Genomic DNA, 16,764 nt, shown 5'->3' with positions numbered 1-16,764 from the left:
CGTTATAGCAGTGCCATCTCCTCGGCGAGGATCGCGACGGTCTCGCGGATCTGCTGCTCGCTGTGGCAGGCCGTGACGAAGAACCGCAGGCGCGCGAGATCTTCCGGGACCGCCGGGTACAGGATCGGATTGACGTTGACGCCGCGGCGCAGCAGCGCATTGGACAGCTTCAGCGTCTTCAGCGAGTCACCGACGATGCACGGGACGATCGGGGTGTCGTGGCTGTCGCCGGTATCGATCCCGGCTTCCCGTGCCAGCGTGAGGAACAGCTGGGAGTTGCGCCGTAGACGTTCGAGCGGTTCGGGATCGGTGCGCAGCTGACGGATCGCCTCGGCGGAGGCCGCCGCGTTCATCGGAGTCATGCCGACGCTGTAGACGAATCCGGGTGTGGTGTATTTCAGGAAGCGAATCAACTCCGCGCTGCCCGCCACATACCCACCGCACCCGGCCAGTGCCTTGGACATGGTGCCCGACCACAACTCGACATCGCGCCGGTCGACATCGAAGTGCTCGCCGATGCCGCCACCGCCCGCGCCGAGCACGCCGATGCTGTGCGCCTCGTCGATCATCAGCATCGCCTGGTGCCGCTTCTTGATCTCGATGATCGCGGGCAGGTCGGGGATGTCACCGTCTTGGCTGTAGACCCCTTCGATGAGGATCAGGACCCGGCGGTAGCGGGGCCGCAGCTCGGTCAGCAGCTGGTCGAGCGCGGCGTGATCGTTGTGCGGGAACGGCCTGCGGGTGGCGCCGGACAGCTTGCAGCCCTGCAGGATGCTGTCGTGGGCCAGGCTGTCGTGGATCACCAGGTCGGACGGCCCGACGATATGCCCGATGATGGTGACGTTGGTGGAGTGACCGCCGACCAGTGCCATGGCATCGTCGGTGCCGAGCAGTGCGGCGAGTTCGGCTTCGAGTTCGCGATGCACCGGCTTCTCCCCCGACAGCACTCGGCTCGCCGAGCATGAACTGCCGTAGCGGGCGACGGCGTCCTGGACGGCGTCGACCACGGCCGGATGCCCGGACAGGCCGAGGTAGTTGTAGCTGGAGAAGTTGACGACCGGCCTCCCGTCGATCACCGAGGTGTCCCGCGTGACACCGTCGTTGACCAAGAAATACGGATTCGACAGCCCGAGCGACTCGGCGCCCGCCAGCCGCCCCTCGATCGCTTTCACCTCGGCGAAATCGCTGATGCTGTACTCCGGCTCGACCAGCGGGGGCACAGGGACAAGGTCGGAGGTCATCGTGGTGGGCTCGGGATCAGGTACCGTCACGGCAGGCGCGGGATCCGGTGTCATCGGAGTCGACTCGGGGTTCGGCGTCATCACGGCGGTTCCGGGTGCCGGCTTCACCACGCCGACCCCGGAGCCCGGCACAATCCCGGCCGACTCGCGCTCCGTGGTCGTCACAGTGAGCGCCGCATCCCGGGGCGACGCGTGATTCCGGAGCGTCGCACCCGGACTCACGTGCTGAACCCTGCTATCGGCACCGCGGTTCCCGGCCCGGGCGCCTCGATCCGCGACATAGCCGACTACATCGCCGAGCGTCGAGTGCTCCCCGAACCGAGCCGGGTCGATGATCAGCCCGGGAATCCGCCGGGTGATCCCGGTGAACAGATCGGCGGTCATGATCGAATCGAATCCGAGGTCACCACTGAGGGTTTGGCTCTCACGTAGCCGATCGGCCAGGTATCCGGTCACCCTGGCTGCTTCGGTGTGGACGATCCCGGCGGCGTGCGCGACGCCGTCGCCCTGTTCGACAACGGTGCCGACGACCGGCGCACTCACCCCCGGGCCCGGGACACCGGACAGGGGAGCGCCGACAGCGACCCCGGCCATCGGCGACGGCGCAGGCGAATCCGCATGGGCGTGCGCGAGCCTCGCCAGCAGCGCGTTCTGTTCGCGGAAGAGCGCGATCATCTGGTCCATGGTGGTGTCCTCGGGTTGTGCTGGAGAAGTCGTGGGGGTTCGGAGTTCGTGGTGTGCTGGAGAATTCGTGGCGGTGCCCGTTCCGGGCGGAACCGGCGAGTTCACGCCGGCCCGAGGCTCGAGCCAGAACCGGTGCTCGGTGGAGAACTCATACGTCGGCAGGCGGAGGCGCACGCGCTGCTCGGGGTCGTAGAGCTCGCCCCAGTCGGGGTCGAAACCGTCGCGGTACAGCGCGGCGACGACGTCGGAAAGTTCGCGGCCCGTGGCGCCGGGGCCGGGGCTCGGCGCCAGGCAGCGGGTGGCTGATTCCGGTCGGATCCGGCCGACCAGCGGGGTCAGCACCTTGCGCGGTCCGACCTCGACGATGTGGGTCGGCGTGGTGGCCAGCGCGGCGTCGATGGCTTCGCCGAAACGGACAGTGGCACTGATGTGTTCGGTCCAGTAGGCAGCGTCCATCGTTTCGCCGGGCTCGAGCAGGCGCCCGCGCACCGTCGAGTAGATCGGCAGGCTGGGCGCGCGGTAGGTGCAGGTGCGGGCGGCGGCCTCGAACTCGGCAAGCATCGGCGACATCAGCGGGCTGTGGAAGGCGTGGGACACGGCGAGCGGCTTCGTGATCAGTGCACGCGCGTCCAGTTCCGCCTTGATCCGCGCGATCGCGGTGGCGTCGCCGGAGAGCACGAGATCGGCCGGGCTATTGGCTGCGGCGATCGCGACCTCCGGTTCGGCGGCAAGCAGATCGGCGACCGCTGCCGTATCCGCCCGTACTGCCAGCATCGCGCCACCCTCGGGTAGCTGCCGCATCAGGGCGCCGCGGGCTACGACCAGCCGGCACGCGTCGTCGAGGTCGAACACGCCCGCGACCGCCGCCGCAGCGTATTCGCCGATGCTGTGTCCGACCAGCCAGGCGGGCCGCAGCCCCAGTTCGGCCAACGACTGCGCGAGCGCGTATTCCATCGCGAAGATCGCCGGCTGCGCCAGCTCGGTGCTGTCGATGTTGATCTGATCGTCGAGAAGCAGCTCCCGCACCGAGCGGCCGAGGTGCGGGGCCATGGCCTCGTCGACCATGCCGAGGGCGCGCCCGAAGCCCCTGCTCGCCGCATGCAGCGCCCGGCCCATGCCGCTGAACTGCGAACCCTGCCCGCTGAACATCCAACCTGCGGTAACCGGTTGCGCGATACCGGCTTCCGCGCCACCACGCAACTGTGCGATCGCATCGTCGCGATCGGCGGCGACGATCGCGATCCTGCTGCGGCCGGAGGCCTTCACCTGGTTGCTGGTCCAGCACAGCTGCGCGAACTCGTCGCCGGGCACGGCCGCCAGCGCGCCGGCCATCCGCAGCGCATTGCGACGTAGCCCGGCAGCGTTATCCGACGAAAGTGTCAGCACCCCGCCGAGCCCATTTCCCAGCCGGTCGGCAGTACCCGAGCCAGGCACCAACACAGTGCGGAGCCCATCGCGCACTCCAACCCTGGCGCCCGCCGGCGCACTCGCGAGCACGATATGCGCGTTCGTCCCACCGACCCCGAAGCTGCTGACCCCGCCCATCGCGCGCTCGGGCAGCGGCATCGGCTCGGCAAGTAGACGCAGACCGTGCTGCGCCATCCGCAGCTTCGGGTTCGCGGTGTCGGCGAACCGCGACGGCGGCACGACACCGTGGTGCAGTCCGAGCGCGACCTTGATCAACCCTGCGACACCCGCGGCACCTTCGGTATGGCCGAGATTGCCTTTGATGGAACCGATCCCGCACGGCTGGGCACGGTCGCTCGAATGTAGTTTGCCCAGCGCCTTGACCTCGATCATGTCGCCGAGCACGGTTCCGGTGCCGTGCGCTTCGACGAAGTCGACCTCCTGCGGCCGCACACCGGCCCGCTGATAGGCCTGTTCGACGACCTGCTGTTGCGCCCACCGGTTCGGTGCGGTGATGCCGTTGCTGCGGCCGTCGGAGTTGACCGCGCTGCCCTTGATGACCGCGTAGATCGGCAGGCCTTCTGCCTCTGCGTCGGCCAGTCGCCGCAGCACCAGCACTGCCACACCCTCGCCGCGCACGATCCCGTCGGCATCGGCACTGAACGGTTTGCATCGGGCGTCGGGTGCGGACAGTCCGGCCTGGGTGTAGAAGATGCCGACTGCGGGCGTCAGCACCAGGTTGACCCCGCCTGCCAGCGCCTGATCGCATTCGCCCGAAGCCAGTGCCGCACAGGCGAGATGGATCGCGACCAGCGACGACGAGCAGGCGGTGTCGACCGCCATACTCGGGCCTTTCAGGTCGAGCTGATAGGACAGCCGGTTGGCGGTCATGAAATATCCGTTGCCCGAACCGTGCTGCGCTGTGATCGCCGCATAGTCGCTCATCTGCAGGTTCGCCCATTCGTTGGCCATCACGCCGACGTAGACGCCGGTCCGGGAACCGGCCTGGGCTCGCGGATCGAGCGTGGCGTCCTCGAACGCCCGCCATGCGGTTTGCAGCAGCAGCCGCTGTTGCGGATCCATCGCTTCGGCTTCGCGCGGTGCGATGCCGAAGAACTCGTGATCGAAGGCATCGGCGTCGTCGAGGAAGCCGCCGCTGCGCGCGTTGATGGTGCCGGGGGCGCCGGCCGGGTCGTGGAACTCGTCGGCGTTCCAGCGGTTCGCCGGAACCTCCGAGATCACATCACCGCCGCCCATCAGCAGCTCCCACAGCGCTGCCGGGTCGGGTGTGTGTGGGAACCGGCAGTCGAGCCCGACGATCGCGATATCGCTGTGTCTGTCGGCGCTCATGCGGCGAGAGCGGTTTCGGCCGCGAGGAAGGCGGCGATATCGGCGATGGTCGGGTAGTCGAAGACCAGCGTCGGGTCCACGTCCAGGGACCATCGGTCCTCGATCTCGCCGCACAGCGCCACCGCGGAGACGGAGTCGATGCCGAGTTCGGCCAGCGGGACGGCCGGGTCCACCTGATGCGGCGCACGCTCGGTGTAGTCGGCGACTCGTTCGGCGAGCCAGCCGGTGATCGTGCTCGGATGGGCGGTGGGTGCGGTGTCGAACATCTGGGTTTCCTCGGTGGGGTATCGATCGTCGGGATAGGAGGTCATCGGCTCAGAGCTGGTTCGAGGTCCTGGTGCAGCACACCGTCGACGCGGCGTCGCAGAAACGCCGATCGCATCGAGCTGCGCTGCACCTTGCCGCTGGTGGTGCGATGCACCGAGCGGGGTTCGACGAGCACGACATTCGGTGCGGGAACGTCGAATCCGCGCGACACCGCGGTTTTGATCGCCGCGGTCAGCTCCGCCAATGTGGCGCCGTCCTGCAACGCGGGCTTGACGCTGTGCAGCACGACCAGCCGCTCCCGGTCCCCCGCATCGACCGACACCGCGACACCGGCACCCGCCAGCGCCGGGTGCAGACCGCGCACCAGCTCCTCGATGTCCTGCGGATAGATGTTGCGGCCGTTGACGATCAGTAGGTCCTTACGGCGGCCCGCGACGAACAATTCACTCTCGCGCAGCACGCCCAGGTCACCGGTGCGCAGAAACGGTCCCTCGGTGCCGATATAGGCGTCGAAGTCTGCTGCGGTCTCCTCCGGGCGGTTCCAGTAACCGGCGGCGACACTGTCACCTCGGATCCAGATCTCGCCGACAACCGTGTCCGGCACGGGCTTTCCGGTGACGGGATCGACGATACGAATGTCGAGTCCGCGCGCCGCCCGACCGCAGCCGACGAGGCGGGCCTCATCTCCGGCGTCGAAGAACACCGGCTCCGTGGCGCGCGGGCTGGAACTGGCGAGCAAGGTGACCTCGGCCATCCCGTACGCCGGCCGGAACGCGGTCGACTTCCAGCCGACAGGCGCGAACCGGTCCCGCACGGCGGCGATCGTTCGTTCACGCACCGGTTCCGCACCGCACAACGCGATCTCCAGGCTCGACAGATCCAGTTGCGCCAACTGCTCGTCGGTGACGCGGCGCGCGATCAGCTCGTATGCGAAATTCGGTGCGGCGGTGATGGTTGCGCGATATCTGTCGATGGCCTCCAGCCAGCGCACCGGCCGCTTGAGGAAGGTGGTCGGCGCCATGAACACCAGGTTTCCCCCGGCATACAACCCACCCAGCAGCATGCCGATCAGGCCCATGTCGTGGAAGTGTGGAATCCAGCTGACCGCGGTCGCGGTCTCGTCGACGCCGAGCGCGGCGATGGCGGCTTCGTTGTGCAGCAGATTGCCGTGGGTGACGACGACGCCCTTCGGCGTGCCGGTCGACCCGGAGGTGTACTGGAGAAACGCGATCGTCGCGGTGTCGATGGCGGGCATGCGCCATGCGTCCGGATCGCCCAGTGCGCCGTCGGTGGTTGCGACCTTCGCCGAGGTCGCGCCCGCGATCAGCGGCTGGAGATCGGAAGTGGTGAGCACCAGGCCTGCGCCGGAATCGGCGATCACACCTTCGACCCGCTGGGCGCTGCGCTCATCGTGCGGCACGGGTGCGGGAACAGCTACCACACCCGCGTACAGGCAGCCGAGGAACGCCCGCAGGAACGCCATCCCGTCGAGATAGAGCAGCACGACCGGCTGCGCCGATTCCGGATGTCCGGCCAGCCAGACGGCCAGCGCCCTGGCCTCGCGGTCGAGGTCGCGATAGCTCGCGGTCTCCTCGACGAGTGCGCGGCCGTTCTCACGGAGGTAGGTGTAGGACCTGGTGTCGCCGTACGCGGCGACTTGCCGCCGGACATGCTGAACGTAGCCGTCGTGCACGGGGGATTCCTTCGCGGTGGAGGTGGCCATAGCTGGGAACTATGACTCTGGCCGATCCACCGGCCCGGAAACAGGAACCTCAGGTGCCTCGCGGCGAACCCCAGGGGTGAGCGCGAGCCCACCCTGGGTGGGGCACCGCGCGCGAGGTACTACCGGACGACGACGTCCGACTTGCGCATCGCGTCCTTGACCTCGGGGATGCTCAGATCACCGAAGTGGAACACGCTCGCCGCCAGCACCGCGTCCGCGCCGGCTTCGACCGCCGGTACGAAATGCTCGACTGTGCCCGCACCACCGCTGGCGATGACCGGAATCGACACCGCCGCGCGTACCGCCCGGATCATCGGCAGGTCGAAACCCGCCTTGGTGCCGTCGGCGTCCATCGAGTTGAGCAGAATCTCGCCGACACCGAGTTCGGCGCCGCGCACTGCCCATTCGATCGCGTCGATGCCGGTGCCACGTTTGCCGCCGTGGGTGGTGACCTCCCAGCCGGACGGGGTGTCGGGCTGACCGTCGGGGACGGTGCGGGCGTCGACCGAGAGCACGATGCACTGCGAACCGAACCGCTGCGACATCTCCCGCAGCACCTCGGGCCTGGCGATGGCCGCGGTATTGACCGACACCTTGTCGGCACCGGCGCGCAGCAGCCGATCCACATCGTCGACGGTGCGCACGCCGCCGCCGACGGTGAGCGGGATGAAGATCTGCTCGGCGGTGCGGGTGACCACGTCGATCATGGTGCCGCGATCACCGGAGGACGCGCTGACGTCGAGGAAGGTCAGCTCGTCGGCGCCTTGGGCGTCGTAGAGGGCGGCCAGTTCGACCGGATCGCCCGCATCGCGCAGGTTCTCGAACTTGACGCCCTTGACCACCCGGCCGGCATCCACATCCAGGCACGGAATCACGCGTACCGCGACCGTCATCGCCTCATCCTTCCCTGCCACCGCGCGCGGCGGTGGGTTCTGTTTCCGCCGAGACCGCGCCGATCATCTCCAGCAGCTCGGCGTGTACGCCCGGCGCGGCGGCCAGCACCGATCCGGATTCGATATGCCAGGGGGCACCGGCCAGGTCGGTCACCACACCGCCCGCGGCGCGCACCAGCGCCACACCCGCGGCGTTGTCCCAGGGATGGTGCCCGAACACGATCGCCCCGCCCAGCGCACCGGAGGCGGTGAAGGCCAGGTCGATGCCGGTCGAGCCGTGCATCCGCACCCGCGAGGACAGCCTGCTCAGCGCGCCGAGCAGATCGAACCGGAAGCGGCCGGGGATGCGGCCCGCCGAATCCACGTTGAACGCGCCGAAACCGATCATCGCCTCGGCGAGGGTCCCCGTCGGCAGCGGTGCTTGCGCCACACCGTCCAGTAGCACCGGTCCACCCGCGACGGCGGCGTATCGACGGCCGAGGACGGGCAGCCACGTCAAACCGAGCACCGGTTCGCCGTCACGGACCAGCGCGAGCAGCATGCCCGAGAGCGGATGTCCCGATGAATAGTTGAAGGTACCGTCGATGGGATCGAGCACCCAGGCGGTGCCCGAGGTCAGCTGCGGGCCGCCGAATTCCTCGCCGTGCACCTCGATACCGGTGAGCTGGTGCAGCCGTGCGGAGATGGTGCGTTCCAGTTCCAGATCGAGTTCGGTGGCGAAATCGTTGTGGCCCTTGTCGACCGCGCTCGGCGCGCCGAGGCCGTCGACGAACCGCACCGCGGCCGCGTCCAGCACTTCGGCGGCTATCGGCAGCAGCGCTGCGGGATCAGGGTTCGTGACGGTCATGTCGGCGGGTTCAGCGGACCGCGGCGAGCGCCTCGGGCAGCGTGAACCGACCCGCGTAGAGCGCCTTGCCGACGATCGAGCCCTCCACCCCGTCGGGCACCAGTTCCGCGATGGCCACCAGGTCCGCGATGGTGGACACCCCACCGGAGGCGATGACCGGGGCGTCGGTGGCGGCGCAGACCTCGCGAAGCAGATCGAGGTTGGGGCCGGTCAGGGTGCCGTCCTTGGTGACGTCGGTGACGACGTAGCGCGAGCAACCGTCGCGTTCGAGGCGCTCGAGCACCTCCCACAGGTCGCCGCCGTCGCTGACCCAGCCGCGTCCGCGCAGCCGGTATTCACCATCGATGATGCGCACGTCCAGGCCGACGGCGACGCGCTCGCCGTACTCGGCGATCGCGCGAGCACACCACACCGGATCTTCCAGAGCGGCGGTGCCGAGGTTGACTCGCGCGCAGCCGGTGGCCATCGCGGCCTTCAGCGATTCGTCGTCACGGATTCCGCCGGACAGCTCCACCTTCACATCGAGTTCACCGACGACGTCGGCGAGCAGTTCCCGATTCGATCCACGCCCGAACGCGGCGTCCAGATCGACCAGATGCACCCATTCCGCGCCGTCTTCCTGCCAGGCGAGCGCGGCCTCACGGGGCGAGCCGTAGCTGGTCTCGCTACCGGCCTCCCCCTGTACCAGGCGCACGGCCTCTCCATTGGCGACATCGACGGCGGGCAGCAGCACAAGACTCACTCCGAACAGCCTAGTAGCTGATCCCCGGCAACCAAGCTTCGGGCCTGCGGATACGGGACCGGCCGAGCGAGCCGTGCGGCGTCTTCGCGGCCGACGCCCGTGCACCACGCGCTCAGAGACCCGCCGCGAACTCGTCGGCCGCCGACGCCAGCACCCTTGCCCGGTAGCAGGCCAGCGCCGCTACCACGGCGCACACGGCGGTCACCGCGGCTGCCGCGATCCGCAGTCCCTGCCCGATCAGGAACTCGGAGGCGGCCTGCTCGATCTCGGCGAGAGTGTACTGATCGCGGTCGTCGAACAGGATCGACGCGCGCGGCCACTGATACAGCACCGATAGCAGGAACTGCCCGCTGATCAGCGAGACCAGCGACGCCGTCATCCAGCCGCGGGCGATCGGGGAGCGCACCGCGACCGCGCAGGCGATCAGCGCGGTCAGGGTCAGCACCCCACCCATCGGGCGCATCACGTCACCGACTGCAACCACGGACATGAACTCCTGCGTCTGCGCCAGCGACTCCGGCACATCGCGAAAAATGTTCGGGTACAGCAGGATCGTTTCGACCGCCGTGGTGGCGAACGCGAAACTCGCGACGACCGCGTACACCCCGATCACGGCCGACGCTACGGTGACAGACCTCATGGCGACCTCCTGCTGACCACGCTAGAACCGTGGGCGGACAGGCGGATCCGGGTGCAGCCCTGGGATTCACACCGCCCGGCTCAGGGTTGTCCCCGACCGCGGGAGCGTGGCACGATCGCTGACATGCCGGAGGTCAGCGACGATCTGCCGCCAGAACTCACCGAACGATTGGCGGTCGAGGCCACAGCGCAACCCCCGTTGCCCACCTTCCGTAGCGGTCGCCCGAGGAGCGCCGAGGATATGGACCGCGAGATCTCCGACCGCATTACGCAGCGGGCGGCCCGACGCCGACCTACAGCGAATGCACCCAGTTGCGCAGCAGATGCGCGCCGGCGTCGCCGGACTTCTCCGGGTGGAACTGGGTGGCCGACAGGGCGCCGTTCTCGACTGCGGCCAGGAACTTGGTGCCGTGGTCGGACCAGGTGAGTTTGGGTGCGGGGATGTGCTCGCTGGGCGGCAGGTCCCATTGCTGGGCTGCGTAGGAGTGCACGAAGTAGAAGCGGGTGTCGGCGTCCATGCCTGCGAACAGCACGCTGTCGGCGGGTGCTTCGACGGTGTTCCAGCCCATATGCGGGAGTACGGGGGCGTCGAGGCGGGCGACGGTGCCGGGCCATTCGCCGCAGCCCTCGGTCTCCACGTCGAATTCCACGCCGCGGTCGAACATGATCTGCATGCCGACGCAGATGCCGAGCACGGGACGTCCACCGGCCAGTCGCTGCCCGATGATGCGTTCGCCGCGCACCGCGCGCAGCCCCGCCATGCAGGCCGCGAACGCGCCGACGCCGGGTACCACCAGCCCGTCGGCAGCCAGCGCGGCCTTGGGGTCAGCGGTTACCTCTACCTGGGCGCCGGCGCGCACGAGGGCGCGTTCGGCCGAATGCAGGTTGCCGGAGCCGTAGTCCAGCAACACCACCGAGGCACTCACAGCGCACCCTTCGTCGACGGGATACCGCTGACTCGCGGATCGGGTTCGACAGCCGCGCGCAATGCCCGCGCGACGGCCTTGAATTCGGCCTCGGTCACGTGGTGCTGATCGCGCCCGTAGAGCACCCGCACATGCAGCGCGATGCGCGCGTTGAGCGCGATCGATTCGAAGACGTGCCGGTTGAGCACCGTCGAATAGGGCGCGCCCGGTTCGCCGCGCCCACGCACCGGCGACCCCGGAATCACTGTGTGCAGCAGGTGTTCCGGCTCGCCGACGTGCACGCAGTAGGGCCGCCCGGAGACGTCGACGGCGGCGTGGGCGAGGGTTTCGTCCATCGGAATATAGGCGTCACCGAAGCGGCGGATGCCCTTCTTGTCGCCCAGCGCCTGGCCCAGCGCCTGACCGAACACGATGGCGGTGTCCTCCACCGTGTGATGGGCTTCGATCTCGATATCGCCGTCGGCGCGCACGGTCAGGTCGAAGCTGGCGTGTGCGCCGAGCGCGGTCAGCATGTGGTCGTAGAACGGGACACCGGTGGAGATATCGGTGCGACCGGTGCCGTCGAGGTTCAACTCGACGACGATGCTGGACTCCTTGGTGGTGCGCTCCACCCGCGCGGTTCGGTTCATGCTCGCTTCCGTGGTGCCGGTCATCGGGCGGACCCGGGGGTCAGTTCGGTGCCGGCCAGTTTCGCACTGACCCGCAGGAATTCATCGTTCTCGGCGGCGAGGCCGATGGTGGTGCGCAGAAAGCCCGGGATGCCGACGTCCCGGATGAGCACACCTTCGTCCAGATAGTGCTGCCAGGCGCGCGGTGCGTCGGCGAACCGCCCGAACAGCAGGAAGTTGGCATCGCTCGGCACGACCTCGAAGCCGAGCGCGGCCAGTTCCGCCGCCACCCGATCACGCTGGGCCGCCAATTCCGCGACGCTGCCGAGCGTTTCGTCGGCGTGGCGCAGCGCCGCACGAGCCGCGGCCTGGGTGACCACCGACAGGTGATACGGCAACCGCACCAGCAGCAACGCGTCGATCACGGCGGGCGCGGCGACCAGGTAGCCGAGACGGCCACCGGCGAAGGCGAAGGCCTTGCTCATCGTCCGGCTCACCACCAGCTTGGTGGGGTATTCGTCGATGAGACCGATGGCGCTCGCCTCGGCGGAGAACTCGCCGTAGGCCTCGTCGACGATGACGATGCCCGGCGCCGCGTCCAGGATCCGCGCCAGCTCCGCGGCCGGGACACTGTGTCCGGTCGGATTGTTCGGGCTGGTCACGAACACCACATCAGGGTGACGTTCGGCGATCGCGGCCAGTGCGGCGTCGATATCGAGGGCGAAATCGGCGGAGCGCTCGGCTTCGATCCATTCGGTGTCGATGCCCTCGGAGATGATCGGATGCATCGAGTACGAGGGCACGAAACCGAGCGCACGACGGCCCGGTCCACCGAAGGCCTGCAACAGTTGTTGCAGGATCTCGTTGGAGCCGTTGGCGGCCCACACATTGCTCGCATCGACCGCAACGCCGGTCTGGCGGGTCAGGTAGACGGCCAGATCGGTGCGCAATGCCACCGCGTCGCGATCCGGGTAGCGGTGCAGGTCGGCGGCGGCGGCGCGAATGGCTTCGGCGACGTCGTCGATGAGGGCGCGGCTGGGCGGATGCGGGTTCTCATTGGTGTTGAGCTGCACCGGCACCGTCAACTGCGGTGCGCCATAGGGGCTCTTGCCGCGCAGGTTCTCCCGCAGCGGCAGATCCGCGAGACCGATGCGCGCACCGGGCACGCCGCTCACGACAGCGCCTCGAACCGCGCCTGCACAGCCTGGCCGTGCGCGGGCAGATCCTCGGCATTGGCCAGCGCCACCACGTGACCCGCGACATCCTTCAACGCCGCCTCGGTGTACTCCACGACGTGGATACCGCGCAGGAACGTCTGCACGCTCAACCCGGACGAGTGCCGCGCGCAGCCCGCCGTCGGCAACACGTGGTTGGAGCCCGCGCAGTAATCGCCCAGGCTGACCGGGGCGTACGCGCCCACGAACACCGCGCCCGCACTGCGCACCCTGGCAGCGACAGCGGCTGCGTCGGCGGTCTGGATCTCGAGGTGCTCGGCAGCGTAGGCGTTGACCACGCGCAGGCCCTGGGTGAGGTCGTCGACCAGCACCGTCCCGGACTGGGCGCCGGTCAGCGCCTCGGTGACCCGGTGCGCGTGCTTGACCACCGTCATCTGCGTGGTGAGGGCGGCGTCGACGGCATCGGCCAGCGCGACGCTGTCGGTGACCAGCACACTCGCCGCGAGTACATCGTGTTCGGCCTGGCTGATCAGGTCGGCGGCAACATGCACCGGATCGGCGGTGGCGTCGGCGAGGATGGCGATCTCGGTGGGCCCGGCTTCGGCGTCGATGCCGACCAGGCCGCGGCACAGCCGCTTGGCCGCGGTCACGTAGATGTTGCCGGGGCCGGTGATCATGTCCACCGGTGCGAGCTGCTCGCCGGTGGTGTCGGTGCCGCCGTAGGTCAGCAGCGCCACGGCCTGCGCACCGCCGACTGCCCACACCTCTTCGACACCGAGCAGCTGCGCCGCGGCGAGGATGGTCGGATGCGGCAGCCCGCCGAACTGCGCCTGCGGCGGCGAGGCCACCACCAGTGATTCCACGCCCGCGGCCTGCGCGGGGACGACGTTCATCACGACGCTCGACGGATAGACGGCATTACCGCCCGGCACGTACAGCCCAACCCTTTCGACCGGAACCCACCGCTCGGTGACGGTGCCGCCCGGCACCACCTCGGTGACGGTGTCGGTGCGCCGTTGATCGGCGTGCACGGCCCTGGTGCGTTCGATCGCGACCTCGAGCGCGGCACGAACGGCGGGGTCGAGCCGCTCGAGCGCACCGCTGAGTTCCGCTTCGGGAACCCGCACCGCGGGCGGCACGACACCGTCGAACTTCTCGCTGAACTCCTGCGCCGCGGCCACACCATGATCGCGGATCGCCTCGACCACCGGACGCACCTGATGCAGCACCGAGTCCACGTCGACTCCGCCGCGCGGCAGCGCGGTGCGCAGCTCGGCAGCAGACGGAGTGCGACCGCGCAGATCGACGCGGGCGAGCTCGATGCGGGATGTCATATCGGTGTCGATCCTTGTCTCCAGCTGGTTCGCAACAGGAAAGTTGCGTCTACCAGCCTAATGGGCGGATGCCAGGGGTTATGCGTGCGGTCTGCCGGGCAGGGCGTGCGCACGCGTGCCCGGCGGCCCGTGCGCAGGTCGACGGGCCGGGCGCGGTGTGCCAGATGCCTCCAGTGAGGTGCCCGTCTGCTCCACCAACCAAGTGAACCGACTGTGCATTCCGCCAGACGTATCCGAGGTCAGGCGGTCTGAGTGCACCCGGCACGGACATCGGTGATGACCGTCTCTCCCGCGTCGCGGAACTGTCGAGCACTCCCTACGAGCCGGCCGCTTGCGACGCGCGCGGAATCGCGACGCCGGACCGTATACCGATTCGGCGGGTCACGCGCAGCGGCGGCGTAATTCCGCGACCCCGTCGCCGGCGAGGTCGTCGAGCGCGACGGTGCGGCCGACCACCGCGAGCGCAATGGCCTCGCCCGGCCCGCGCACCTCAGGGCCGTCACCCGATGTCCACGACACGTCGGTGGCCACGAACCGCAGCCCCTTCGTGCGCCGGCCTGGCAGGGCGAACGGGTCGGGGTGGTCCAGGACGGTGATCAGCCGATCCTCGGGGATCTCGCGGGTGCGGCCGAGCGGGCGGCGGATGTCCTGATGATGGACGAACAGGTCGGCGAGCAACAGCCGGGGCGTGAACTTGGTCAATCGCCCGGCGCGATTCTCCAGTCCGTCGATCAGCTGCTCAGCCGACAGCTGCGCAGACGCCGTCACCAGAGCGTCATTGGTCTTGTCGATCGAGCCAAGGCTCTTCAGCACCACTGCCGCGTAACCCAGTGGCGAGTAAGTGTCGTACATCAGATGCCCGACCACATCACGTACCCGCCACCCCGCACACAGTGACGGCGATTCCCATTCCGCGTCCGACAGATCGCGCAGCATCTCGATCAGCTGCGCCCGCTCCGCGGCCAGCATCCCCCGAATACTCATGCGCCCGAGCCTATCCCGCGAGCTCGGCCTGCGAAAGGTTTGCGAGAGCCCGGACCTGACCGCGCGGCGGAATCCGCGGCCGGTACGACGGCGCGGCGTGCCCGCCTGCTGGTGGCGCAGCGTGCGAATCGTCACGCCCACCCGCCCGGAGACCGCCAACTCGGACCGATCCACCGCCGACTTTCGACAATACGGCCGCAGCGGACCAGTGGCACGTCCTTGCCCTCGGCCGTGTGTCGGAGGCATGGCCGCAGGCACTCAGGCCCACCCTTGCCTGCAATTACTGGTCGGCGGCGTGCGCCAGCGGAGGCTGCGGCCCCCTAGCGGGTGTCGCTGTCGATGAGCAATCGTCCGCCACCCGCGTCGATGATGCGCAGGCTGGGATTCTTGCTGTCGCCGCCGTAGGTGAGGCCGGTGACGAGCATGTCGACCGATCCGTCGCTGTTGACGCCGTCGGGGGCGTAGATGCGGCCGAAGCTCTGAATGGTGCGGCCATCAGCGCTCCAGTATTTCCGGAAGCCCTGCTGGTCGGTGTAGACCTTCTGCGCGGCGGGTGTCAGCAGCGACCAGTTGCTCTGTGGATCGCTGTAGAACCGCTCGACCAGCTGTCCGGCGGCACCGATATCGGTGACCTTGCCACCGACGCTCGGGGTGCTCCCGAGGGCGGGTATCGCGGCCGAAGTGCTCGGATCGCCCGAAGGCTCTACCGCCGCCGACGACGCCGACGCCTGCGGCGAGGATCCATCATCGGCACTGTTGAACGCGCTGACCAGCAACGCCGACACCGCGACGACCGCACCGACCAGCGCACCGATGAGCACCGCGCGCCGCTTACCCGCAGCCGCCGACGTGGGTCGCGGCTGGGCGGAGGTGCGCGGATGGGCGTCGGTGTCGGGCTGGTCGCGCGACGGCCGCATCGGCCGGTGTGCGGCGGTATCGACCGCCGAGGAGTTGCGCATCGGAGGACGCTGACGTTCGGTGGCCGGGGCGGCGGCCGCCGAACGTGTGCGCAACGCCCGGGTGGCGACGACCTCGGTGGCACCTTCGCCGTTGCGGCGGCCGTAAGCCTCACTGGCCGGGACGAATCCGGCGGGCACGGCGTCCTCATCGGCGTCGGCGAAGGCGGCGAGCTGATCGCGCGCCATCCGCATGGTCGGCCGGTCCTCGGGCTGCGGGCTCAGCAGCTGGAGCAGGAGATCGGTGGCTGGACCGGCATTGCGCGGCTCGCTGACCTGACCGTTCGCCGCCGCGTACAGTACCGCGAGCGGGTTCGAGCTTGCGCCGTAAGGCGGTTCACCCTCGAGCGCGTGAAACAGGGTGGCGCCCAAGGCGAAGACGTCGGCAGCCGGTGTGGGATCGGCCCCGCGCGCCACTTCGGGCGCGAGATAGGCGGCGGTACCGCAGATCAGGCCGGTTTCGGTGAGGGTGACATCGCCTGCGGCACGCGAGATACCGAAGTCGGTGATCTTCACGGTGCCGTGGTCGTCGAGCAGAATGTTGCCGGGTTTCACGTCACGGTGCACGATTCCGGCCTGATGCGCGGCGATCAGCGCCGAGGCCACCTGTTCACCGATCCGCGCGACCTGGTTCAACGGCACCGCGCCCTGCGCCGACAGCACCTGTGCGAGGCTGCGCGACTTCAGGTATTCCATCACCAGGCAGGGGTCGCCGCTGTGTTCGGTGATGTCGAAGACGACGATCGCGTTCGGATGCTGGAACCTGGCCGCGTTGCGCGCTTCCCGGATGGCTCGCTGACGCAGTACGTCGCGTTCGGCCTCGGGCAGGCTCGGCTTGATGTGGATCTGCTTGACCGCGACCGATCGCTGCAGGCGCTCGTCCACGGCGCGCCAAACCACGCCTGTGCCGCCGCTACCAATCCGCTCGACCAGGCGGTAATGCTCCGCGATCAACTGACCGGTATCGATGGCGCCTACTCCGAACCTT

General features: G+C 68.8%; 13 protein-coding genes. All 13 read right to left on the bottom strand.

The genetic code is table 11. The features are described 5' to 3' along the window. Positions 1-2: 2 nt before the first annotated feature. Positions 3-4,682, bottom strand: a complete 4,680-nt coding sequence (locus tag ACFXNW_RS18010) for an aminotransferase class I/II-fold pyridoxal phosphate-dependent enzyme (protein WP_379418831.1) — start codon at positions 4,680-4,682, stop codon at positions 3-5. Then, on the bottom strand, positions 4,679-4,993 hold the full coding sequence (locus ACFXNW_RS18005) for an acyl carrier protein (protein WP_379418830.1): 315 nt from the start codon (positions 4,991-4,993) through the stop codon (positions 4,679-4,681). The genes ACFXNW_RS18010 and ACFXNW_RS18005 overlap by 4 nt, the downstream gene beginning before the upstream one ends. Continuing rightward, complete coding sequence (locus tag ACFXNW_RS18000; protein ID WP_379418829.1) at positions 4,990-6,672, bottom strand: fatty acyl-AMP ligase; 1,683 nt, start codon at positions 6,670-6,672, stop codon at positions 4,990-4,992. Before ACFXNW_RS18000 ends, ACFXNW_RS18005 begins: the two co-directional genes overlap by 4 nt. Positions 6,673-6,791: 119 nt before the next feature. Further along, entirely contained in the window at positions 6,792-7,565 is a 774-nt protein-coding gene (hisF, locus tag ACFXNW_RS17995; RefSeq protein ID WP_379418828.1) for an imidazole glycerol phosphate synthase subunit HisF, read from the bottom strand. Between the two features lie 4 nt (positions 7,566-7,569). Next, positions 7,570-8,412 (bottom strand): inositol monophosphatase family protein, encoded by an 843-nt coding sequence (locus ACFXNW_RS17990; RefSeq protein ID WP_379418827.1) that lies wholly within the window; start codon positions 8,410-8,412, stop codon positions 7,570-7,572. A gap of 10 nt (positions 8,413-8,422) precedes the next feature. Beyond that, on the bottom strand, positions 8,423-9,154 hold the full coding sequence (gene priA, locus ACFXNW_RS17985; protein ID WP_379418826.1) for a bifunctional 1-(5-phosphoribosyl)-5-((5-phosphoribosylamino)methylideneamino)imidazole-4-carboxamide isomerase/phosphoribosylanthranilate isomerase PriA: 732 nt from the start codon (positions 9,152-9,154) through the stop codon (positions 8,423-8,425). Between the two features lie 112 nt (positions 9,155-9,266). Further along, positions 9,267-9,794, bottom strand: a complete 528-nt coding sequence (locus ACFXNW_RS17980) for a hypothetical protein (RefSeq protein WP_379418825.1) — start codon at positions 9,792-9,794, stop codon at positions 9,267-9,269. A 292-nt stretch (positions 9,795-10,086) separates the two neighbouring features. Continuing rightward, entirely contained in the window at positions 10,087-10,719 is a 633-nt protein-coding gene (gene hisH, locus ACFXNW_RS17975) for an imidazole glycerol phosphate synthase subunit HisH (protein WP_379418824.1), read from the bottom strand. Beyond that, positions 10,716-11,348: an imidazoleglycerol-phosphate dehydratase HisB gene (hisB, locus tag ACFXNW_RS17970; protein WP_379418823.1), complete on the bottom strand. Its 633-nt coding sequence runs from the start codon at positions 11,346-11,348 to the stop codon at positions 10,716-10,718. Before hisB ends, hisH begins: the two co-directional genes overlap by 4 nt. Positions 11,349-11,368: 20 nt before the next feature. After that, positions 11,369-12,502 carry a histidinol-phosphate transaminase gene (locus ACFXNW_RS17965; RefSeq protein ID WP_379418822.1) on the bottom strand — a complete coding sequence of 378 codons (1,134 nt, stop codon included), beginning with the start codon at positions 12,500-12,502 and terminating at the stop codon, positions 11,369-11,371. Continuing rightward, positions 12,499-13,836, bottom strand: a complete 1,338-nt coding sequence (gene hisD / locus ACFXNW_RS17960) for a histidinol dehydrogenase (RefSeq protein WP_379418821.1) — start codon at positions 13,834-13,836, stop codon at positions 12,499-12,501. The genes ACFXNW_RS17965 and hisD overlap by 4 nt, the downstream gene beginning before the upstream one ends. 381 nt (positions 13,837-14,217) lie before the next feature. After that, positions 14,218-14,820 carry a maleylpyruvate isomerase family mycothiol-dependent enzyme gene (locus ACFXNW_RS17955; protein ID WP_379418820.1) on the bottom strand — a complete coding sequence of 201 codons (603 nt, stop codon included), beginning with the start codon at positions 14,818-14,820 and terminating at the stop codon, positions 14,218-14,220. Between the two features lie 320 nt (positions 14,821-15,140). Beyond that, positions 15,141-16,661, bottom strand: a complete 1,521-nt coding sequence (locus ACFXNW_RS17950; protein WP_379418819.1) for a protein kinase — start codon at positions 16,659-16,661, stop codon at positions 15,141-15,143. Between the last annotated feature and the right edge of the window lie 103 nt (positions 16,662-16,764).

The sequence above is a fragment of the Nocardia sp. NPDC059180 genome, from assembly GCF_042754945.1.
Taxonomy (GTDB): Bacteria; Actinomycetota; Actinomycetes; order Mycobacteriales; family Mycobacteriaceae; genus Nocardia.
This window is presented reverse-complemented; position numbering and strand designations above follow the sequence as displayed.